Annotated in this window: 19 protein-coding genes; 6 read left to right on the top strand and 13 right to left on the bottom strand. The window is 69.9% G+C overall.

Features of this window, described 5'->3' with window-relative positions; genetic code table 11:
• The first annotated feature begins 194 nt into the window (after window positions 1-194).
• Window positions 195-1,187 (top strand): porphobilinogen synthase, encoded by a 993-nt coding sequence (hemB, locus tag OG819_RS10305; RefSeq protein ID WP_266649038.1) that lies wholly within the window; start codon window positions 195-197, stop codon window positions 1,185-1,187.
• Between the two features lie 39 nt (window positions 1,188-1,226).
• On the opposite strand, the gene OG819_RS10300 is transcribed toward hemB, so the two are convergent.
• Window positions 1,227-1,952, bottom strand: coding sequence for a DUF4232 domain-containing protein (locus tag OG819_RS10300; protein WP_266649036.1), 726 nt, complete (start codon window positions 1,950-1,952; stop codon window positions 1,227-1,229).
• Between the two features lie 210 nt (window positions 1,953-2,162).
• Between OG819_RS10300 and OG819_RS10295 the strand changes: the two genes are divergently transcribed.
• Window positions 2,163-3,437, top strand: coding sequence for a helix-turn-helix transcriptional regulator (locus OG819_RS10295; protein ID WP_266649034.1), 1,275 nt, complete (start codon window positions 2,163-2,165; stop codon window positions 3,435-3,437).
• Window positions 3,438-3,543: 106 nt separating this feature from the next.
• Complete coding sequence (locus OG819_RS10290) at window positions 3,544-4,446, top strand: SAM-dependent methyltransferase (protein WP_266649032.1); 903 nt, start codon at window positions 3,544-3,546, stop codon at window positions 4,444-4,446.
• An 80-nt stretch (window positions 4,447-4,526) separates the two neighbouring features.
• Here the strand turns inward: OG819_RS10290 and OG819_RS10285 are convergent, their stop codons facing one another.
• The 3 genes from OG819_RS10285 to argS form a co-directional block, all read right to left on the bottom strand.
• Window positions 4,527-5,414 (bottom strand): DUF4253 domain-containing protein, encoded by an 888-nt coding sequence (locus OG819_RS10285; protein WP_266627304.1) that lies wholly within the window; start codon window positions 5,412-5,414, stop codon window positions 4,527-4,529.
• Window positions 5,415-5,597: 183 nt separating this feature from the next.
• Window positions 5,598-6,146 (bottom strand): lamin tail domain-containing protein, encoded by a 549-nt coding sequence (locus OG819_RS10280; protein ID WP_266649030.1) that lies wholly within the window; start codon window positions 6,144-6,146, stop codon window positions 5,598-5,600.
• A 488-nt stretch (window positions 6,147-6,634) separates the two neighbouring features.
• Entirely contained in the window at window positions 6,635-8,407 is a 1,773-nt protein-coding gene (gene argS, locus OG819_RS10275; protein ID WP_266627308.1) for an arginine--tRNA ligase, read from the bottom strand.
• Between the two features lie 155 nt (window positions 8,408-8,562).
• On the opposite strand from argS, the gene lysS reads away from it, so the two are divergent.
• Window positions 8,563-10,305 carry a lysine--tRNA ligase gene (gene lysS / locus OG819_RS10270; protein WP_266652648.1) on the top strand — a complete coding sequence of 581 codons (1,743 nt, stop codon included), beginning with the start codon at window positions 8,563-8,565 and terminating at the stop codon, window positions 10,303-10,305.
• A gap of 71 nt (window positions 10,306-10,376) precedes the next feature.
• Here the strand turns inward: lysS and OG819_RS10265 are convergent, their stop codons facing one another.
• The 3 genes from OG819_RS10265 to OG819_RS10255 form a co-directional block, all read right to left on the bottom strand.
• Window positions 10,377-11,693, bottom strand: a complete 1,317-nt coding sequence (locus OG819_RS10265) for a DUF2637 domain-containing protein (protein ID WP_266627310.1) — start codon at window positions 11,691-11,693, stop codon at window positions 10,377-10,379.
• 176 nt (window positions 11,694-11,869) lie between these two features.
• Window positions 11,870-12,778: a DUF3558 domain-containing protein gene (locus tag OG819_RS10260; protein WP_266649029.1), complete on the bottom strand. Its 909-nt coding sequence runs from the start codon at window positions 12,776-12,778 to the stop codon at window positions 11,870-11,872.
• Window positions 12,779-12,925: 147 nt separating this feature from the next.
• Window positions 12,926-13,744, bottom strand: a complete 819-nt coding sequence (locus tag OG819_RS10255; RefSeq protein WP_266649028.1) for a DUF3558 domain-containing protein — start codon at window positions 13,742-13,744, stop codon at window positions 12,926-12,928.
• Between the two features lie 223 nt (window positions 13,745-13,967).
• On the opposite strand from OG819_RS10255, the gene OG819_RS10250 reads away from it, so the two are divergent.
• Window positions 13,968-15,161 (top strand): RtcB family protein, encoded by a 1,194-nt coding sequence (locus OG819_RS10250; RefSeq protein WP_266627316.1) that lies wholly within the window; start codon window positions 13,968-13,970, stop codon window positions 15,159-15,161.
• A gap of 45 nt (window positions 15,162-15,206) precedes the next feature.
• Here OG819_RS10250 and OG819_RS10245 read toward each other — a convergent pair whose 3' ends face one another.
• The 5 genes from OG819_RS10245 to OG819_RS10225 form a co-directional block, all read right to left on the bottom strand.
• The gene (locus OG819_RS10245) at window positions 15,207-16,007 is read right to left on the bottom strand and encodes a hypothetical protein (RefSeq protein ID WP_266627318.1); all 801 of its coding nucleotides are present in this window, start codon (window positions 16,005-16,007) and stop codon (window positions 15,207-15,209) included.
• A 216-nt stretch (window positions 16,008-16,223) separates the two neighbouring features.
• Window positions 16,224-17,489, bottom strand: coding sequence for a GNAT family N-acetyltransferase (locus tag OG819_RS10240; protein WP_266649027.1), 1,266 nt, complete (start codon window positions 17,487-17,489; stop codon window positions 16,224-16,226).
• A gap of 37 nt (window positions 17,490-17,526) precedes the next feature.
• Window positions 17,527-17,721: a hypothetical protein gene (locus OG819_RS10235; protein ID WP_266649026.1), complete on the bottom strand. Its 195-nt coding sequence runs from the start codon at window positions 17,719-17,721 to the stop codon at window positions 17,527-17,529.
• Window positions 17,722-17,732: 11 nt separating this feature from the next.
• Window positions 17,733-18,509 (bottom strand): SDR family NAD(P)-dependent oxidoreductase, encoded by a 777-nt coding sequence (locus tag OG819_RS10230; protein WP_266437665.1) that lies wholly within the window; start codon window positions 18,507-18,509, stop codon window positions 17,733-17,735.
• 92 nt (window positions 18,510-18,601) lie between these two features.
• Complete coding sequence (locus OG819_RS10225) at window positions 18,602-18,940, bottom strand: YnfA family protein (RefSeq protein ID WP_054228002.1); 339 nt, start codon at window positions 18,938-18,940, stop codon at window positions 18,602-18,604.
• Between the two features lie 200 nt (window positions 18,941-19,140).
• Between OG819_RS10225 and OG819_RS10220 the strand changes: the two genes are divergently transcribed.
• Complete coding sequence (locus OG819_RS10220) at window positions 19,141-19,590, top strand: hypothetical protein (protein WP_266627329.1); 450 nt, start codon at window positions 19,141-19,143, stop codon at window positions 19,588-19,590.
• Between the two features lie 211 nt (window positions 19,591-19,801).
• On the opposite strand, the gene OG819_RS10215 is transcribed toward OG819_RS10220, so the two are convergent.
• Window positions 19,802-20,635 carry a helix-turn-helix transcriptional regulator gene (locus tag OG819_RS10215; protein ID WP_266649025.1) on the bottom strand — a complete coding sequence of 278 codons (834 nt, stop codon included), beginning with the start codon at window positions 20,633-20,635 and terminating at the stop codon, window positions 19,802-19,804.
• Window positions 20,636-20,717 lie beyond the last annotated feature (82 nt).

Raw genomic sequence — 20,717 nt, 5'->3', positions numbered from 1 at the left:
GGGTGCGCAGGGGTGCGTAGGGGGTATGGGGGCTTCGCCCCTCATACCCCCGGTGTTTTTTCGGCTGCGGGTGGGTGGGGGCTGGGCGTGCGGTTCCCCGCGCCCCTGAAGGCCTCCAGCTCGTCCGGCGTGCGAATCGGGTACCGGCACGGTGTCGGCAAGGGGGGTCGAGGGGCGGGCGTAGCGTAGAGGACATGACGAAGTACGGATCCTTTCCCGGTGCGCGGCCGCGGCGGCTGCGTACGACGCCGGTCATGCGGCGCATGGTCGCCGAGACCCGGCTGCACCCCGCCGACTTCATCCTCCCCGCGTTCGTGCGGGAGGGCGTGAGCGAGCCGGTCCCCATCGCGGCGATGCCCGGCGTCGTGCAGCACACGCGCGACAGCCTGAAGAAGGCCGCTCTGGAGGCCGTGGAGGCCGGGATCTCCGGGATCATGCTCTTCGGCGTGCCGGAGGAGTCGAAGAAGGACGCCGTCGGAACTCCCGGGACCGATCCGGACGGGATTCTGCAGGTCGCCCTTCGCGACGTGCGCGCCGAGGTCGGCGACGGACTGCTCGTCATGTCCGATCTGTGTCTCGACGAGACCACCGATCACGGACACTGCGGGGTGCTCGACGCGGAAGGCCGCGTCGACAACGACGCGACCCTGGAGCGGTACGCCGAGATGGCCCAGGTCCAGGCCGACGCCGGGGCGCACGTGGTGGGGCCCAGCGGGATGATGGACGGGCAGATCGGGGTCATCCGGGACGCCCTGGACCAGATCGGGCGCGAGGACGTCGCGATCCTCGCCTACACCGCGAAGTACTCCTCCGCCTTCTACGGGCCCTTCCGGGAGGCCGTCGGCTCCTCGCTGAAGGGCGACCGCAAGACGTACCAGCAGGACCCCGCCAACGTGCGGGAGTCCATGCGGGAGTTGGCTCTCGATCTGGAGGAGGGGGCCGACATGGTGATGGTGAAGCCGGCGGGACCGTATCTGGACATCCTCGCGCGGGTCGCGGACTCCGTCGACGTGCCCGTCGCCGCGTACCAGATCTCCGGCGAGTACTCGATGGTCGAGGCGGCGGCCGAGAAGGGCTGGATCGACCGCGACAAGGCGATCCTGGAGACGCTGACCGGCATCAAGCGGGCCGGCGCCCAGAACATCCTCACCTACTGGGCCACCGAGGTCGCGCAGAAGCTTCGCTAGGGCCTGTCCAACGAACAGTTCCCAGGACCTGACAGCCGCTCAGTAGGCCAGCGCGTCGTCCAGGCTCTGCTGCCAGTAGGTCACCGTGAGCTTGTCGTCCACGTAGACGCCCTTGGACGGCAGTGCCGGGGTCGCGCTGCTGCCCTTGGCGAAGCTGACGACGAGGGTCTTGGCCGTGTAGCCGTTGCCGCCGCTGCCGTCGGCGGCCGAGAGCAGGACGCCCGCGTAGCCGGACTCGCCCGAGGCCAGCGTGACGACCGCCTGCGGGTGGGTCGACTCGGCGACCGGCGGGACCGACTGGGCCTCGCCGAAGCGGGCGATCGGGTAGCCGGTCAGGTCACAGTTCTTCGCGCCGGTGTTGGTGACGGTGAGGAGCAGGTGGTTGAGGGGGCGGGACACCTCGGTCGCGGTGGTCTTGGTGTTGGTGCCGTTGCAGGCGGGGTTCCGGGTGGTTGTGGTGCCCGCGCCGTTCTTTCCGGTGGAGCCGGAGCCGCCGCTGGTGCCCGTCGTGCCGGTGCCCGACGTGGTGGTACCCCCTGTGCTGTTGCCCTTCGGGGCGGCGGTCGAGCCCCCCGTCCCGCCCGCCGGCTTCGCCGTCGTACCGCCGGCGGTAGCGGACCCGCTCGTCCGCGAGGAGGAACCGGACGCGGCGGACGGGCCCTCGTCACGTACGCCCTTTCCGTTGTCGCAGGCCGAGAGGGCGAGCGCGGCGAGCGCGACCGTCGTGGCGGCGAGGAGACGGGTGCGGGCGGTGCGTGCGGACATGGGTGATCCCCCTGTGGGTGTGCCTGGTCGACAGCCGCTCGACCGGTCGAGGGGAGCGGCGTGCTTGGATGACCACAGCTTGTCGGGTGATCCGTCCCGGCCGCCACGGTTGCCGGGGGATACGGGACGCCGGAACGTTCGTATGGGGTCTGACCAGGGGGAACACCGTCCCCCTGGAACGCGGCCCGGGACACGGGGGATGGAGGAACGGTGGACGGGGACGAGTTCGCGGGGCTGCTGCGGGAGCTGAAGGAGCGGTCCGGACTCAGTTACGGGGTGCTCGCGAAGCGGCTGCACGTGAGTACGTCCACGCTGCATCGGTACGTCAACGGGGACGCCGTACCGACCGACTACGCGCCCGTGGAGCGGCTCGCGCGGGTATGCGGGGCGACTCCCGAGGAACTGGTGGAGCTGCATCGGCGGTGGGTACGGGCGGATGCGCTGCGGGGGCAGAAGGGGGCACCACCCGCGGCGCCCACGGCTCCTGAGGTGGCTTCAGGCGCCGAGGGTCTGGCTTCGGAGGTTGTGGGCGAGCCCTCGGTCGGTCCCTCGGGCGAGGCTTCGGCAGGGGGCCGGCGGCGGCGTACGGTCCTGCTCGCCTCGGTCGCCGTCGCCGCGGTGCTGGCGTCGGCCGCGCTCGCGGTGCGGTTCGTGCCGGACGGGAACGGCGGGCGCAACGGAGGGCGGGAGGAGGTGGGGGCCGCCGCGTCGGCCGGCCCCCGGGAGGGCTCGCGGGGGACGGCGTCGCCCGATGACAAGCACCGGAAGCCTTCCGCCTCGGTCAGCACCTCCGCCTCCGCCTCCGCCACGCGCGGTGGCGGGCCCGAGGCGTCCGTCTCGGCGGCGGCTTCGAGTGGGAGTACGGGCCAAGCGGTCGCCGGCGGTGCCACCGCACCTGTCGTGGCCACCAACCCGTACAAGTGGGACGGGCCGTGCAGCCAGCACTACCTGGTGAACCGGAAGGCCGCGCAGGTGCCCCCGCCGCCGAACGAGTCGGACGCGCGCGGGTGGGTCACGGCGCTCGGCGGGGTCGCCGGTCAGGAGCAGATGCTCGCGCTGACCGTGCAGGGGACCGGGAAGGCCACCGTGGTCCTGAACGGGCTGCATGTACGGGTGGTGGGGAAGGACGCGCCGCTCGCCTGGAACGACTATGCGATGGGCGTCGGCTGCGGTGGAGGCGTGGAGACGAAGTCCTTCGCCGTGGACCTCGACGCGGGGCGGCCCGTGACTACGCCCAAGGCCGGGCAGCGGGACTTTCCGTACAAGGTCAGCGAGTCCGACCCCGAGGTCTTCTATGTGTTCGCGGACGCGCGGGCGCACGACGTGAGCTGGTATCTGGAGCTCGACTGGTCCAGCGGGGCGCGCAGTGGCACGGTGCGTATCGACGACAACGGGAAGCCGTTCCGGACGAGCGGGAATGTGGGGCGGCCCGCGTACGACTATCCGCTGGGCGGCAGCGAGTGGCAGACGGCCGCGACGGGTTAGGGCCCGTCCGCCGGACAGGGCCTAGGTAGGGGACGGGCACTATCAAGTGCCCCTGGGAGTTGGGTTGTTGCCCGCTGAATAACGCGACTCTTCAGGGAGAGGCTTTATGCCCGGTGATGCTCTTGGCCAGGACCGCGCCGAGCCGGCAAGGAGGATCGACACCAGCAAGGCGCACCCGGCGCGCGTCTACGACGTCCTCCTCGGGGGCAAGGACAACTACCCGGTCGACCGGGCCGCGGCCGCCGCGGCGCTCGCGGTCAATCCGCGGGGTTACCTCGATGTCCGGCACAACCGGGATTTCCTGCGGCGGGCGATCACCACGCTGACCCGGGAAGCGGGGATCCGGCAGTTCCTGGACATCGGTACGGGGCTGCCGACGCAGGAGAACGTCCACCAGATCGCGCAGCGGATCACCCCGGACTCGCGGGTCGTGTACGTCGACAACGACCCCGTTGTGCTCGATCACGCGCGTGTGCTGCTCGCCAGTGGGCCCGAGGGGCGGACGGACTACATCGACGCGGACCTCAAGCAGCCCGCGCGGATCCTCGAAGGGGCCGCGAAGACACTCGACTTCGAGCAGCCGATCGCGCTCGTGCTGGTGGCGGTTCTGCACTTCATCGAGGACGAGGAGGCCCGTCCGATCGTGCGTGAGCTGGTGGAGGCGTTGCCCTCGGGCAGCCGGCTCGTCCTCAGCCACCTGACCGATGACCTCCACGCGGAGAGCATTCGGGCCGTTCAACGGACGTTCACCGAGCGGGGGTTCACGTTCGTGCTGCGGAGCAGGGCCGAGGTGGAGCGGTTCTTCACCGAGAACGGGCTGGAACTGGACGAGCCGGGTGTCGTGCCCGCGCACCGCTGGCGGCCCGACGGTGCGGCGCCGTTGCCCGAGCAGGTGGACCCCGCGTACCTCGCCACCCTCGACGACATCGAGAAGATCCGCTATCTCGACATCAATGACGTGACGGACGCGGACATCAATGTGTACGGGGTGACGGGCGTCAAGCCCTGACTCCCGCCCCCGCCACCCCCACCCGCCCCCTCCTCGACCTGGGGGCTCCGCCCCCGACAAGGGAGTCGGTCAACCGGCGGTCAGTCCCACCAGAAGGACCACACCCTCTTGCCGAGCACCTCGTCCGCCGCGTACGCGCGCAGCGTCTCCCCCTCGCCCTGCGTGATGTTGTCCGGGCAGAAGGCGAAGTGCTCGGCGGCCACCGCCTCGGCCTCGGCAGCCGTCGTGGGCGGGGCCGCCACCGACAGGACCAGCTGGTCGAAGGTGAGGGCCACGACCCGTATGCCGAAGCGGTCCTCCCAGGAGCGGAGAACCGTGCAGAGGCGGGCCACGTCGCCCTCGTAGTTGACGGGGCCGGACCAGCCGATCGCCGCCGGGATGTCCGCGCTGCGGCGCGCCGGGACCAGGGCGAGGCGCGGCTCCTTCAGCCAGGAGCCGCCGCCCGCGAGGGAGTCGGCGAGCTCGGCGGCCCGGTCGTCCGGGTCGGCGTCGGCCGCGGTGGCCGGTGCGAGGCCGGGCCACTGCACGCCGTGCGGTGCGATCGTCTCGGCGAACTCCTCGGCCTCACCGAAGAGTTCGACGACCGTCTCCTTGCCGGGGTAGTCCACGTCGGCGTCGAGCTCCAGCTCGTCCTCCGCGTACTCCTCCCAGTACCCCGCCAGCACCTCGTCGGCGTCATGATCCCCCGGATACGACACCTCCTCGGGCATCAGCTCCCACTCCTCCGGGCCGCCCTGACTGCCGCCAACCTCGATGAGGAGGGGGAGCAGCCCGGCCGTGCGCGGGGCGGAACCCAGCGCGGTCCAGTCGCCGGGGGCCGCCGGTCCCTCGGCGTGCCACAGCAGCGGCTCGTGCCACGGGCCCTCGTCTGTCGCGTCGATCAGTCTCCCGGGCGGGAGTTGGAGGCCGAGCGCGCGCCCGCTCGGATCTGCCGCCAGCGAGGGCAGCGGGTTCGGAAGTGTCGCCATGCCCGTGACTTTAGGGCCCGCCACTGACAACGGGTCCCGGGGTCCGCCCACGAGGTCCTGGACGGCCGGGGCACACAGACGGCGGCGTGCCACAGATGGTTCGTGGCACGCCGCGCGAAGAGGGGGGATCAGCCGCGGGTCGAGGGCGGCGCAGTCCGTGCGCCGGCCTCGACCCGCACCGGGTCAGCGGTGGCCGTGGCCCGGACCGCGGCCGTGGTCGGCGCCGTGGCCGCGACCGTCGTCACCGTTGCGGCGACCGTCGTTACCGTGGTGCCTGGCGTCCCACGTGATGGTGTCGACCAAGCGACGGTGGTCGTTGCGGAGCGTGGCGGTGTCCTCGCGGTCGTCCCAGACGAAGTTGCGGCGGTCCTGGTAGACGTCGCGGTAGGTGTCACGGCCGAAGCCGGTGTGGACGCGGACGCTGGAGTGGCCGTTCAGACGCAGGTGGCGGAACGTGTAGACGCGGCCCTGACGGTTGGACAGCGTCCAGTCGTCCAGGTTCACGCTGTCGCGCCCGCTGTTGGTGATCTGCACCCACTCCTCGTTCAGCGAGCGGTTGGACCTGGAGCCGTGCCCCGGGGCGTCGTACTGGACCCTGCTGATCTCCACCCGCGAATCGCGCGGCCCGGATCCGTCGGCCGCCGCCGGCAGGGCGGCTGCCCCCACCAGCGCGGCGGCGGACAGAGCGGCGGCGGCCAGGCGACGGGCCGTGAAGGTCTGCGAAGCGGTCATGGGTGCCCCCTTGGGGTACTGGCGGGTCGCGGCGACAGGATCGTGCCGTCGGCCCGCTGTTCGTGCACCCGGCCTGCTGGCCGGACACCGCATAGCTTGCCGACTGAAGTGCTCCGCTACGTCCGGGAATCGGAGGGCGTTGCCGATCAACGACATTGTTGTGATGGTCGGCTGTACTGTGCACTTTTTGTGAAGGTGTGTCGGGTTGACGCCCCTTCAGCAGGTGTGGCCGCATCAGTGTTGGTCTGCCGCGCTTGTTCGCCATGCCGCGCCACCCGTCCGCGACCCCCGCCGTCACCCGAAAGTGAGTAACAGATCCGAGCGGGCACGGGCACCCGCTCGGGTGGCCGTGTGTACGCGCGTTCGGGTGCGGAAACGACTGATCCCGTAGGCGGCATCAGCGGCCTACGGGATCAGGTGCTACGGGTACGAAGAGCAGGTACTACGGGTACGGAGCGGGTACTACGGGATCGGCGACCTGCGGGAGATCAGAGGCGCTCGGGCGTCCTGATGCCCAGCAGCGCCATGCCCTGGTGCAACGTGCGAGCGGCGAGGTCGCAGAGGAAGAGGCGGTTCTCCGCGACCTCCTGCGCCGGCGCCGGCTTGATGACCGGGCACTGGTCGTAGAACGTCGTGAAGAGCGACGCCAGCTGGTACAGGTACGCCGCCAGCTTGTGCGGGGCGTACTCGCCGGCGACCTCGTCCAGCGTCTCCCCGAACCGGTCCAGGTGCAGACCCAACGCCCGCTCCGCCGGGGCCAGTTCGAGCTCCGGATGAGCCAGCGGCGTACGGTCGCCGGCCTTGCCGAAGATCGACCGGATACGGGCGTACGCGTACTGGAGGTACACGGACGTGTCGCCGTTCAGCGACACCATCTGGTCCAGGTCGAACTTGTAGTCCCGGACGGCGGAGGTGGACAGGTCCGCGTACTTCACGGCACCGATACCGACGTACCGGCCGTTCTCCACGATCTCCTGCTCGCTCAGGCCCACCTTCTCGGCCTTCTCCCGCACGACGGCGGTGGCGCGGTCGATCGCCTCGTCCAGGAGGTCGACCAGCCGGACCGTCTCGCCCTCACGCGTCTTGAACGGCTTGCCGTCCTTGCCCAGCACCGTGCCGAAGGCCAGCTGCTGCGCCTGCACGTCCTCGCCCAGCCAGCCCGCCCTGCGCGCGGTCTCGAAGACCATCTTGAAGTGCAGGGACTGGCGGGCGTCCACCACGTAGACGAGGTTGTTCGCCTTCAGGTTGAAGACGCGGTCCCTGATCGCCGAGAGGTCGGTCGCCGCGTAGCCGTAGCCGCCGTCCGACTTCTTCACGATCAGCGGGACCGGGTTGCCGTCCGGGCCCTTCACGTCGTCGAAGAACACACACAGCGCGCCGTCGGAGCGGACCGCCACACCCGACTCCTCCAGGAGGCGGCAGGTCTCGTCCAGCATGTCGTTATAGCCCGACTCGCCGACCACGTCCGGGTCCCGGATCTCCATGTCCAGCTTGTCGAAGACCGAGTAGAAGTAGATCTTCGACTCGTCCACGAACTTCTGCCACATGGCGAGGGTCTCGGGCTCGCCCGCCTGGAGGTCGACCACCCGGCGCCGCGCCCGCGTCTTGAACTCCTCGTCGGAGTCGAAGAGCGTCCGCGCCGCCTTGTAGAGCCGGTTCAGGTTCGACATGGCCTCCTCGCCGGAGACCTCCGCCGCGCCCTTGTGGTCCAGCTCGTGCGGGTGCTCGATCAGGTACTGGATGAGCATGCCGAACTGGGTCCCCCAGTCGCCGATGTGATGGCGCCGGACCACGCTCTCGCCGGTGAACTCCAGGATCTGGACCACCGCGTCGCCGATGACCGCCGAGCGCAGGTGACCGACGTGCATCTCCTTCGCCACGTTCGGCTGCGCGTAGTCGATGACCGTGGTGCCCGGGTTCTTCGCGAGCGGCACGCCGAGGCGCTCGCCGTCCTCGTAGCGCGCCGCCAGGTTCTCGGTGATGGCCTGGTCGGTGATCGTGATGTTCAGGAAGCCGGGCCCGGAGACCTCGACGTCCTTGATCACGTCACCCGACTCGACCCGTGCCACGACCTGCGTCGCCAGCTCTCTCGGGTTCGCCTTCGCCTTCTTGGCGAGGGCCAGGATCCCGTTGGCCTGGAAGTCGGCCCGGTCGCTTCGTCGCAGCAGCGGGTCCGCGGAACCGGCCTCCGGCAGGGCTGCCGAGAGGGCGTCCGCGAGGCGCTGGTGGACGGAGGCGGTGAGGGACGTGACCGAGGCCATGGAGTGGGTGCCGTTCTGCTCGGGTTCCGGAGGTTCGACAGCTGTGACAGCTACGAAACCCCAGTATCCCATGCACTGAAAAGCCGTTTTCGCGGTTCACGCCCCAGCTGGGAGAATGGTCCCGTCAGCCGTACTGGCGTATGAGAAAGAAGGACGTGCCGATCGTGGCTCAGAGCACCGAGACCACCGACTGGGTCTCCCGTTTCGCGGATGAGGTCATCGAGGAATCGGAGCGTCGGGCCCCGGGCAAACCTGTGGTCGTCGCGTCCGGGCTCTCCCCCTCGGGTCCGATCCACCTCGGCAACCTCCGCGAGGTCATGACCCCGCACCTGGTCGCCGACGAGATCCGCCGCCGCGGGCACACCGTGCGCCACCTGCTCTCCTGGGACGACTACGACCGCTACCGCAAGGTCCCGGTCGGCATCCCCGGCATCGACGACTCCTGGGCCGAGCACATCGGCAAGCCGCTGACCTCCGTCCCGGCGCCCAAGGGCTCGGAGTACCCGAACTGGGCCGAGCACTTCAAGGCCGCGATGGTCGAGGCGCTGGCCGAGCTCGGCGTCGAGTACGACGGGATCAGCCAGACCGAGCAGTACACCTCCGGTGTCTACCGCGACCAGGTGCTGTTCGCGATGAAGCACCGCGGTGACATCGACGCGATCCTCGAGCAGTACCGGACCAAGAAGGGCCCCGCGAAGAAGCAGCAGGGCCAGAAGCCGGTCGACGAGGCCGAGCTCGAAGCCGCCGAGGGGTCCGGGGCCGCAGCCGAGGAGGACGGCAGCTCGGCCGCCGGGTACTACCCGTACAAGCCCTACTGCGGGCAGTGCGAGAAGGACCTCACCACCGTCACCTCGTACGACGACGAGACCACCGAGCTGGCGTACACTTGCTCCGCCTGCGGCTTCTCCGAGACCGTCCGGCTGAGCGAGTTCAACCGCGGCAAGCTGGTCTGGAAGGTCGACTGGCCCATGCGCTGGGCCTACGAGGGTGTCGTCTTCGAGCCGAGCGGGGTCGACCACTCCTCTCCGGGGTCCTCCTTCCAGGTGGGCGGCCAGATCGTGGGCATCTTCGGCGGCAAGCAGCCGATCGGGCCCATGTACGCGTTCGTCGGCATCTCCGGCATGGCCAAGATGTCCAGCAGCAAGGGCGGGGTGCCCACCCCGGCCGACGCGCTCCAGATCATGGAGCCCCAGCTGCTGCGCTGGCTGTACGCCCGCCGCCGCCCCAACCAGTCCTTCAAGATCGCCTTCGACCAGGAGATCCAGCGGCTGTACGACGAGTGGGACAAGCTCGCGGGCAAGGTCGCCGAAGGCCCGGTCCTCCCGGCCGACGCCGCCGCGTACGCGCGCGCGGTGGGCACCGCCGCCGGGGAGCTACCCAAGACCCCCCGCCCGATGCCGTACCGCACCCTCGCCTCCGTCGCCGACATCACCGCAGGCGCCGAGGACCAGACCCTGCGGATCCTGAGCGAGCTCGACCCCGAGAACCCGCTCGCCTCCCTGGACGAGGTCCGGCCCCGCCTCGACAAGGCCGAGACCTGGATCAACACCCAGGTGCCGGCCGAGGAGCGCACCGTCGTGCGCGACGAGCCCGACGTCGACCTACTCAAGTCGCTCGACGACCAGGGCCGCGAGTCGCTGCGACTGCTCCTCGACGGGCTGGAGCGCAACTGGTCCCTCGACGGCCTCACCCACCTCGTCTACGGCGTCCCCAAGGTCCAGGCCGGCTTCCCCGCCGACGCCACCGCCAAGGAGCTCCCGCCGGAGATCAAGGTCGCCCAGCGCACGTTCTTCGCCCTGCTGTACCACCTGCTGGTCGGGCGTGACACCGGTCCGCGCCTGCCCACGCTGCTGCTCGCGGTGGGACAGGACCGGGTGCGCAAGCTGCTCGGCGTGTAGGGCCTTCGGCCGTACGAGGAGGGGGCGCCCGGTGATCACCGGGCGCCCCCTCCTCGTACGCGGGTCTGTGCCTACGCGATGTGGTCCTCCTCCAGTTCCGTGTTGAAACGGTTCTGGAATCGGCTCATATAGCGCCTCAGCTCGCTGTCGGTGAGCGTGACGCCGTACGTGGCCTCGACGTTGCCGCCGAACTCACCCTTCGTGGGCAAGCCCTGGCCGGGCATGATCGACTGGCGGAACACCTGGTAGAGGCTCTCCTCGCGGGCCTTCTCGTCGGAGAGCGGCGACTGCTCCTCCCGCGGGGCGGGGATGGGCAGCTGCTCCTGGTACTCCTGCTGCTCCTGGGCGACGCCCTCACCCAGCTGGCGCGTGCGGCCGGGGCCCGCCGGGATCGGGAAGGTGCCCGTCTCCTCGGGGCCGGGCTCGTACGCCTGCGCCTGCTGCTCCTCGTACCACTGCTGGTACTGCTCCTCGGGGACGTACTCCGGGTCGTAGCCGCCCTCGTAGACGGTCTCCTGCGGAGCGGGGGAGGCGAACCAGGGGCTGGAGTCCGGCTCCGGAGCCTGTGCCTCCTGTGCGTACGGCGGCTGGGACTGCCGCGCGGGAGCCGGGGAGGACTCCAGCTCCCGGTGCTCGGGGGCCGCCGGAACCGGGGCGGGCGCCACCACCTGTACCGGCGCCGGAGGCAGCAGGGCCGGCTCGATGCCCGCCGCCGCCAGGCCGGAGGGGGCGGTCTCGGCGAGCGGGACGCCGTAGCGGGCCAGGCGCAGCGGCATCAACGACTCCACCGGGGCCTTGCGGCGCCAGGCGCGGCCGAAGCGGGAGCGCAGGCGGGCCTGGTAGACGAGACGTTCCTGCTCCAGCTTGATGACCTGCTCGTAGGAGCGCAGCTCCCACAGCTTCATACGGCGCCACAGGAGGAAGGTGGGGAGCGGGGAGAGCATCCAGCGGGTGAGGCGGACGCCTTCCATGTGCTTGTCGGCGGTGATGTCCGCGATCCGGCCGGTCGCGTGCCGGGCCGCCTCGACGGAGACCACGAACAGGATCGGGATGACGGCGTGCATGCCGACGCCCAGCGGGTCCGGCCAGGCCGCCGCGCCGTTGAAGGCGATCGTCGCGACCGTCAGCAGCCACGCCGTCTGGCGCAGCAGCGGGAAGGGGATGCGGATCCACGTCAGCAGGAGGTCGAGGGCGAGCAGCACACAGATGCCCGCGTCGATGCCGATCGGGAAGACGTACGCGAAGTTCCCGAAGCCCTTCTTGAGAGCGAGCTCGCGCACGGCCGCGTAGGAACCGGCGAAGCCGATCCCCGCGATGACGAGCGCACCGGCGACGACCACGCCGATGAGAATCCGGTGCATTCGTGTGAGCTGGATTGGCGCGGCCACCCGTACTCCCCTCCCCTTGCGTGTTGTTGCGCGCAACAGGGTGGCACATGTGTACGGCCCACGGGTGGCCGGTATGGCAGGAGCCCGGTCTGCGTGGGGACCGGGCTCCGTCAAATGCCCTGCTGGGCAGGCGAGTTGCGCGACGATGCCCGTTGAATGTCAGTACTTCTCGAATGTCAGTTCTTCTTGGTGGCCGACGCCGAAGCCGAGGGCTTGGAGCTGGCCGACGTCGACGGGGAAGCCGACTTGGAGGGGCTCGCGGACTTGGAGGCGGACTTGGAGGGGGAGGCCGACTGCGACGGGGCGGTGGTCGCGCGGCCGCCGTCCTGGTTCGCGGAAGCCACCGCGGCCACCGCCTCCTTGGAGGCCTTCTCCGCGGCCTTCGTCAGATCGTCCGCGCTCGGAGCCTTGTCCCCCGCGAGACCGGCGCCGTTGTAGTCGAGCGTGATGACGACGTTCTCGACGCGCGTCACGACCGTCTGCTGCTTGAAGGAGCCTTCCTTCTTCTTCAGGTCGTAGCGCACAGCCGTCGACGCGTCGCCGATCCCGGAGGCCGGCTCCGACCGGGCGCCCGTCGCGCCGGCCACCGTCTGCGCTTCCTTGACCTGCTTGTCGTAGTAGGTCTGTGCGAGCTGGTTGCCCTCGCCGCGGGTCGCGTCCGAGTCGAACCGCAGCAGGGAGACGTTCAGCCAGCGGAACTGGGAGCCCTTGACGCCCTTGTTGTCGAGGCTGTTCCAGGAGCAGCTGCTGCGGTCCTTCGCCTCGTCCGACTTGCCCGACTTGGCCGACTTCAGGCCCTTCGGGACGAGTTCGCCCAGTGTCTTCTTCGAGAACATCGAGCAGGGGGTCGGCAGCGTCGTGTACGCGGCGGGCTTGACGGTGCCCGCGGAGGTGTCCGGGGACGCGGACGAGGTCGCGGCGGAGCTCTTCTGGGCGGCGTTGTCGGCGCTCGAACCCGATCCGGAGCCGGAGCCGGAGTCCGAGGAACAGCCGGCGGCGGCGAGTACCACCGGGATGGCGGCTGCGCTGACAAGGATGCGGGTGAGTCGGGGGGCTCGGCCTACTCGCTGTGCTGGTCGGTGCATGGTTCCTTCACTCGTGGCGCTCGTGGTGCGACCGCACATGGCAGGTGCGACCGGTCGGGTCCGAGGGGCCACGGTACGCGGTGAGGCAGCGATGCGTTTCCGGTTCGAGGGGTTCGCGTGGGGTGCCCCCGCGTCCCGGCGGCCCCGTCAGTCGTTGAGCCGGTCGACGAGCTTCTGTGCCAGATTCCGGGCCCTGTCCTGCATTTCCTTGCTGTCCGGGGTGCCGCTGGAAGCCGTCGGCTGCTCGGCGTACTCGATCCTCACGATCACGTTGGACGTGCGGAAGACCACAGTCACCGTGCGTTGCTGGGCCGTCGAGGAGGCGGAGTTGAGCTTGTCGTTGAGGAACGCCTCGTCGCCCAGGTCGCTGAGCTTGCGGGGCTGGAGGTCGGCGGGGGGCTCGCTCGCGCCGGCGGAGGCCGAGGCCGAGGCGGAGGGGGATGCGGAGGTGGAGGGGGTGGCCGAGGAGGTGGCGGTGGGGGTGCCGGTGTCGGACGGCGTGGCCGAATCGGAGGGTGCGGGGAGGTTCGCCGCGGTCTCCTCGGTCGCGTAGACGTCCTGGGCGCGGGAGTCGTCGCTCACCGCGTTGTCGTACGAGACCACGCGCTCGAAGTCGACGAGGAGGTGGTCGGTGGCGTCCGTGGAAGCCACCTTCCAGCCGCAGCCGACGCGGCGGTCGGTGTCGTAGGTGAGGGTGGCCTGGCCCTCGTACGCCTTGTCGCGCTGGTTCTGGTCGGTGATCTGCTTGATGCCGGGCAGCAGGGAGTCGAGGCTGTCGTGGCTCACGGCGGCGCAGGCCTCCGGGAGCGTGCGGTACTTGCCCGGCTGGGCGGCCGGGGTGCTCACGCTGAGGTCGCCCGGCTTGGGGTCGGCCGCCGTGCCGTCGCTTCCCGAACCTCCGGTGCAGGCGGCCAGCCCCGCCGCGAGGAGCACGGCGATGCCGGGGACGTATGCCTTCCGCTGCACGGTCAGGCTCCTCTCGACGGTTCCCGAGGCCTGCGGCCGGGATGCCCTGTGGTGCTGTCCTGGGATTGTTCCTGGTTATTCGGTTGCCGCGTGGGGGCGGCCCCTGGAGACAATGTGTATCGCACGCACAGCCGTGAACGCCGGTCCGTTGTCCCATACGTCGACCTTGGCGCCGGTTTTGCGCTCTATGGCTTTTGTCGCCTTTCGGGGGAATGAGGATGGTATGTCGTACGTAGAGATACCGGGCGCGAAGGTGCCCATCCGCATGTGGACGGACCCGGCGTCGGTCGAGGACGTGGCCCTGCGCCAGCTCCAGAACGTGGCCACGCTCCCGTGGATCAAGGGGCTCGCCGTCATGCCTGACGTCCACTACGGCAAGGGCGCGACGGTCGGGTCGGTCATTGCGATGCGGGATGCGGTGTGTCCTGCGGCGGTGGGGGTCGATATCGGGTGCGGGATGTCCGCCGTCAAGACCTCGCTGACTGCAAATGATCTGCCGGGGGATCTTTCGCGGCTTCGGTCGAAGATCGAGGAGGCGATTCCGGTGGGGCGGGGGATGCATGACTCACCGGTCGAGCCGGGGCGGTTCCATGGGTTGGCCACCGGGGGGTGGGACGACTTTTGGGGGCGGTTCGATGGGGTTGCCGAAGCGGTCAAATTCCGACAGGAGCGTGCGATTAAGCAGATGGGGACGCTCGGATCCGGAAATCACATGATCGAAATCTGTCTTGACCAGTCAGGTTCGGTCTGGCTGATGCTGCACTCCGGCTCCCGGAACATCGGCAAGGAGCTGGCCGAGTACCACATCGGTGTCGCCCAGAAGCTCCCGCACAATCAGGGTTTGGTCGACCGTGACCTGGCAGTGTTCGTCTCGGATACTCCGCAGATGGCGGCGTACAGGAACGATCTGTACTGGGCCCAAGAGTATGCCAAGTACAACCGGACGATCATGATGGCGCTCCTCAAGGATGTGATCCGCAAGGAGTTCAAGAAGGCGAAGCCGACCTTTGAGACGGAGATTTCCTGCCACCACAATTACGTGGCGACGGAGCGGTACGAGGGCATGGACCTGCTGGTTACCCGCAAGGGCGCGATCCGGGCGGGCTCCGGTGAGTACGGGATCATTCCGGGCTCCATGGGCACCAGCTCGTACATCGTGAAGGGGCTCGGCAATGAGAAGGCTTTCAACTCGGCATCCCATGGAGCGGGTCGGCGCATGAGCCGGAACGCTGCGAAGCGCCGTTTCACGACGAAGGACCTGGAGGAGCAGACGCGGGGTGTCGAGTGTCGCAAGGACTCCGGCGTGCTGGACGAGATTCCGGGGGCCTACAAGAACATCGACCAGGTGATGGAGCAGCAGCGCGATCTCGTTGAAGTCGAGGCGAAACTGAAGCAGTTCATCTGTGTGAAGGGCTGACGCGCGAGGCCCCCGGGCAGGGAACCGGGGGCCTCGCTCAGCTGGTCATTCGTCGGTCGGCAGGGGGACCTTACCGGTCCGCAGGCGCCAGAGGCGGACGTAGCAGCTCTTTTGGGTTCGGCCGAGTTCCTTGGCTGCCGCGGCATCGTCGTTCAGTTGCAGCAGTACGCGGTCCTCCCGCGCCATCCAGCGGCGGCGGTCAGGTGCGACCCGCATGTTCGCCGGCCGGACCCACGCGCCCAGTGATTCGGCTGCATTCTTCTTACGTTGCAGGGACAAGCAGTCTTTGTAGTAGAGGTCAGCTGCCAGCTCCTGGGCGTTCTCCTTCGTGTAGAGGATGTTGTAGATACCGTCTCGGGCGTTGCGCTTCAAGGTTCGCTCGGCTCCTGTGAGCTTTCCTGCGTAGAAGCACAGGTAGGCGCCGATTGCGGTGCTCGCCGTGGTGAGGGCGATGAAAGGCCAGCCCTGCTTGGTGTATCCGACAGAGCCGTCCGCATCGATGACCCCGCGCAGGTAGTCGCGCCGCGAGAACTTCCCGCGCGGCGGGGTGATCGTCTTGGACTTGCGGCCGTAAGGCAGGCCGAGGTCGTTGAGCAGGGTCCTGGCTTCGAGCGAGCACAGGGTCCAGGTCGCTGAGTGGTGGGTCTCGGCGAAGTTCGTGGACCGGGTGCGTTCGGTAATGCTGCTGTTGTACGGCGTCAGCCCCTGGAACTGGCGCAAGAGGTCGATGTCCCGTGCGTTGATCTCTACGGTCAGTCGCCCTCGCTGCCTTGACTGCTGGGAGAGATGTCCGTCGGCCTGCAAGAAGCCGAACATGTAGGCGTAGTTGGGGTCTTCGAGGTCCATGAACCTCGTCGTATCGACGCCGAGGGAGTCGTCCAGTGTGAATTGGCGCGCGTTAGGCTCGCGTTCAGCCACAGGGAAGTCCGCCTTCCTTGGTGGTCAGGCCCTCGGTCGGGATGGCAGTCCCGGCCGGGGGCCGTCGTGTTTGATGTTGTGGCGCGAGCCTAGATCGGGAGTTCTGGTGTCGTATGGGTGATCTATGCAGTTCACCCTTGTGAGTTAACGGAGGCGTTTCTCCAGGAGGGTCACCGCGTATGGGTTGCCCAGGCCGCCGTCCTTGGCGGTCTGTTCGCCCATGACCGTGTAGCCCGCTGCCTGGTAGTACTCCCGCAGGCGGGGGTTGGTGGAGAGGCAGTCCAGGCGGGAGAGAGGGCGGCCCGTGGCGGCGATGCGGCGTTCCGCTTCCGCGAGCAGGTGGCGGCCGGTGCCGGGCGGGGCCACCCGGCGGTCGGTCATCAGGCGGTGGATGTAGGCGGCGGTGGGCGGTTGGGGGCCCCAGGCCGCCGGGTCGTCCCACCAGAGTTCCCAGGCGCCCGCCACCTGGTCGTCCAGGAGGGCCAGCCAGACCTCGCCCTCCGCGATGCGGGTGCGGAAGTGGGGTTCGGTGAGCTGGCCCGGCTTCCACTGGTCGATGCCGTGGGCGATCTGCCAGCGGGCCGCATCGTCGCGGAGACGGACCAGGGTGGGGATGTCCGTCTCGGTCGCCCGGTGGAAGGTGAGGGGGGAGGAGGGTCCGAGGAGGTGGGTGCGGAGGGCCGGTACGAAGGTGGGAGGCAGGCCCAGGGTCTCGGTGACGTAGGACTCGACTGAGCCGTAGCGGGACTTCAGGTCCGACAGGAATCCGGTCATGATCTCGGCGGGGGCCGTGCCGTAGGCCGGCCACACCAGTTCGCGGTCGGGGTTGTCGGTGCGCCAGTCCGCCACCAGGAGGGGGGTGGCCCGTTCCGTGAGGGTGAAGTCCTCGGTGATCGTCCGGTCCGGGACGCCGAGGAGGGACAGGACGAGGGCTGCCACGAGGCCTGTGCGGTCCTTGCCCGAGGCGCAGTGGAAGACCAGAGGTGTGTCCGACTCGGCCGCCTCCGCGATCAGGCTCAGCGTCTCGCGGATTTCCTTCGTGCCGTCCTCGGCGACCTCCGCGTAGCGGGCCGCCAGGTAGGGGCCGGGGGCGACGGAAGGGGGCAGTGCCGCCTGGTCGTACGGGCGGTGCTCGATGCTCTGGTTGTGGTACGTGAGGGAGGGGTGCTGGGGGACCCGCCCCTTCGCCTCGATCTCCCAGGGGTAGCGGAGGTCCACGACCGTGCGGATGCCGAGGGTGAGGAAGAGATCCCAGTCCTGCGTCCCGGGGGCCAGTTTGCCGAGCGAGTCCGCGCGGTACAGGCGGGACCGGCGGACCGTGCGGCCGTCCGCGGTGGTGTATCCGCCCAGGTCGCGGAAGTTGTGCAGGCGGGCGAAGGGTATGTGTCTGTTCGCGTCGTGTCCGTTCACATCGCGGCAGCGTACGGCGGACGTACGGCTGCCGCGATCACTTCGCGTGAGTCACCGCGTAGATCATGACGAAGGCCACGATGTGGATGCCGAAGAGGAAGTAGGCGAGGTACCACCAGACGTAGCGCTGGTTCTTCTTCTCCGCGGCCAGGTGGCGGCGCTCCGCGGAGGGCTCGATCAGCGTCTCGCCCGACGTCTCGCCCGACGTCTCGCCCGACGTCTCGCTCGGCATCCCGTCCGGCATCACAGTTCGCGGTGGACCTTGGTGTTCGACGCCTGGGCGCGGGGGCGTACGACGAGGAGGTCGATGTTGACGTGGCTGGGGCGGGTGACGGCCCAGGTGATGGTGTCGGCGACGTCGTCGGCGGTCAGCGGCTCGGCGACGCCCGCGTAGACCTTGGCCGCCTTCTCCGTGTCGCCGCCGAAGCGGGTCAGCGCGAACTCGTCCGTCTTGACCATGCCCGGCGCGACCTCGATGACCCGGACCGGCGTCCCGACGATCTCCAGGCGGAGGGTCTCGGCGAGGACGTGTTCGGCGTGCTTGGCGGCGACATAGCCGGCGCCGCCCTCGTACGTGCCGTGGCCCGCGGTGGAGGAGAGGACGACGACCGTTCCGTCGCCGCTCGCGGTGAGGGCGGGGAGCAGGGCCTGGGTGATGTTCAGTGTGCCGATGACGTTCGTCTCGTACATCTGGCGCCACTCGGCGGGGTCGCCGGTCGCGACCGGGTCGGCGCCCAGCGCGCCGCCCGCGTTGTTGACCAGGACGCCGATCGTCTTGAAGGCGCCGGCGAACTCGTCGACCGCCGCGCGGTCCGTCACGTCCAGCGCGTACGCGGTGGCCTGGTGGCCCGTCGCGTTGATCTCCTCGGCCAGCGCCTCGATGCGGTCCTTGCGGCGGGCGGTCAGTACGACGCGGTAGCCGGCCGCGGCGAGCTGCCGGGCCGTCGCCGCTCCGATGCCGCTGCTCGCGCCGGTGACGACGGCGATGCGGGAGGGGGCGGAGGGCGCGGCGGACGTCATGGGCTGCTCCTAGGACGTGGCTGACTGGCGTACGTGGTGTGGTCGGTCCTCGTCAGGATAGGCAGGTGGCCGGCGCCGACGGGGCCGTGGGCTCAGTTGCCGCCGCGCGGCGCGTACATGATCACGGCCATTCCGGCGAGGCAGATCAGGGCGCCGGTCACGTCCCAGCGGTCGGGGCGGTAGCCGTCCGCGACCATGCCCCAGACGAGGGAGCCGGCCACGAACACTCCGCCGTACGCGGCGAGGATGCGGCCGAACTCGGCGTCCGGCTGGAGCGTCGCCACGAAGCCGTAGACGCCGAGCGCCATGACGCCCGCGCCGATCCAGAGCCAGCCGCGATGCTCGCGCACGCCCTGCCAGACCAGCCAGGCGCCGCCGATCTCGAAGAGCGCGGCGACGACGAAGAGGGCGGCGGAACGGACGATCAGCATCCCGTCACTCTCGCACGGGCCGCGTCCGCCGCTTCCGTCACCTGATGGACGGCGCCTGTCGACGGTCGGGGGTGGCATACATCGGGTGATCACGTGAGTGCGTGCGGGCCCCGAGCGAAGGAAGCGACGTCATGCGGATGCCGATGCGGTTGGGGATGAGGTTGGGGATGAGGTTGGGGATCAGTGCGTGGGTGCGGAGCATGGGTGTGGTGGGTGCGGGGGCGGTCCTGACGGTGGGTGGGGCGCCGGCTGTCGGTGCCCTCGTTCCTGAGGCCGATCTCGCCTATCACGGCTCGGTGACCGTGGCGGCCGGGCTCGTCGATCTGCGGCTGACCCCGCAGAACCACGGGCCGAGCGCCGTCGAGGACGCGACGGTCCGGCTGCGCTGGTCCGCCCCGCTCGCGGACGCGCAGCGGCTGCCGGGCGACTGCGCGCGTTCGGGCGAACAGGTGGTGGTGTGCCGGACGGGGCCGCTGGCGGCGGACGGGCTGGGGGACCGGATCCGGCTGAAGGTACGGCTGCGGGGGGCGCCGTCGGAGGTGATGCTGGAGATCGACACGGTGTGGGGCGGCGGCGCGGTCGACCGCAATCACGGCAACGACCGGCAGCGGGTGCTGGCGCTGGACACTGGGGACTCGTACGTGTTCTAGGACCTGTGCCGAGAGGGTCAGTTCGTAGTCGACGCGGACGGGCACGGACGGGGGTCACCGTGCGGACCGGGAAAGGTGGGGAATGCGGGGCGGGGCCGCGAGGAACTGCGCGCCGAGTCCCCGCCCGCAGCCGAAAGGATCCTGTCGGGGTCTGGGGCGGAGCCTCAGGGATGGGATGGGCGGGTAGGGGCGGCGGGGGCGGGGAGTCGGGTCAGTGGGTGGTGGTCGCGTAGGTGGTGGTCGCGTAGGTGGTGGGGGGTACTCCTACCGTCGCTGTGAAGTCGCGGATCAGGTGGGCCTGGTCGGCGTAGCCGAGGTCGGCGGCGAGGGCCGCCCAGTCGACCGGGCCGGAGGCCTCCGCGCGGGACAGGGCCTCGTGGATCCGGTAGCGCAGGATGATCCACTTCGGGCCGACGCCGACGTACGCGGCGAAGAGCCGTTGCAGCGCTCGTACGGTCATTCCCTCGGCGCGGGCGAAGTCGCCGACGTGGCGGATGGCGCGGTCGCCCCGGATCCGGTCCACCAGGGCCATGGCGAGGTCGGCCTGGGGATCCGGGCGCGGGCCGAGACCCAGGAGGAACGCGTCGAGCGCGGCCACACGGGCGTCCTCGTCGGTGGGGTCGAGGACGGAGGGGATCGTGGCGGCGTCCACCGTGGGGAACACGGTGTGGAGGGGGATCCGCTCGCCCGTGAGTGACGTCAGGGCGCGTTCCGGCGCGAAGGGACGGAAGCCTCCCGGGCGGAACTGGATCCCGCACACCCGTCCCCGGCCCTCCAGTTTCTGCGTGAACAGGTCGAGGCCGATGCCGGCCACCTCGCCGAAGCCGAGGGGGTCCTGACCCGCGTACCTCTGGAAGACGATGTTCACGGACGGGTGCGGGACCACCTGGGAGGCGTACGGCTCGGGCAGGTCCCAGTCGATCAGCCAGTAGTGCTCGAGGTAGGGGCGGAGCGGCTCGGCGGGTTCGCGGCGGCGGAAGCGTACGCGCGCGAAGAGCTCCGCGGCGTCGACGATGCCTCGGGTGTCACGGCGTGGGGCGGCCATGACGGGATCGTAGGGCGGGGCACTGACAGTCGGGAGCCGGGGAGCGGGGGAGCGGGGGAGCGGGGGAGCGGGGGAGCCGGGG

The sequence above is a fragment of the Streptomyces sp. NBC_01549 genome (genome assembly GCF_026339955.1).
Classification (GTDB): domain Bacteria; phylum Actinomycetota; class Actinomycetes; order Streptomycetales; family Streptomycetaceae; genus Streptomyces.
This window is presented reverse-complemented; position numbering and strand designations above follow the sequence as displayed.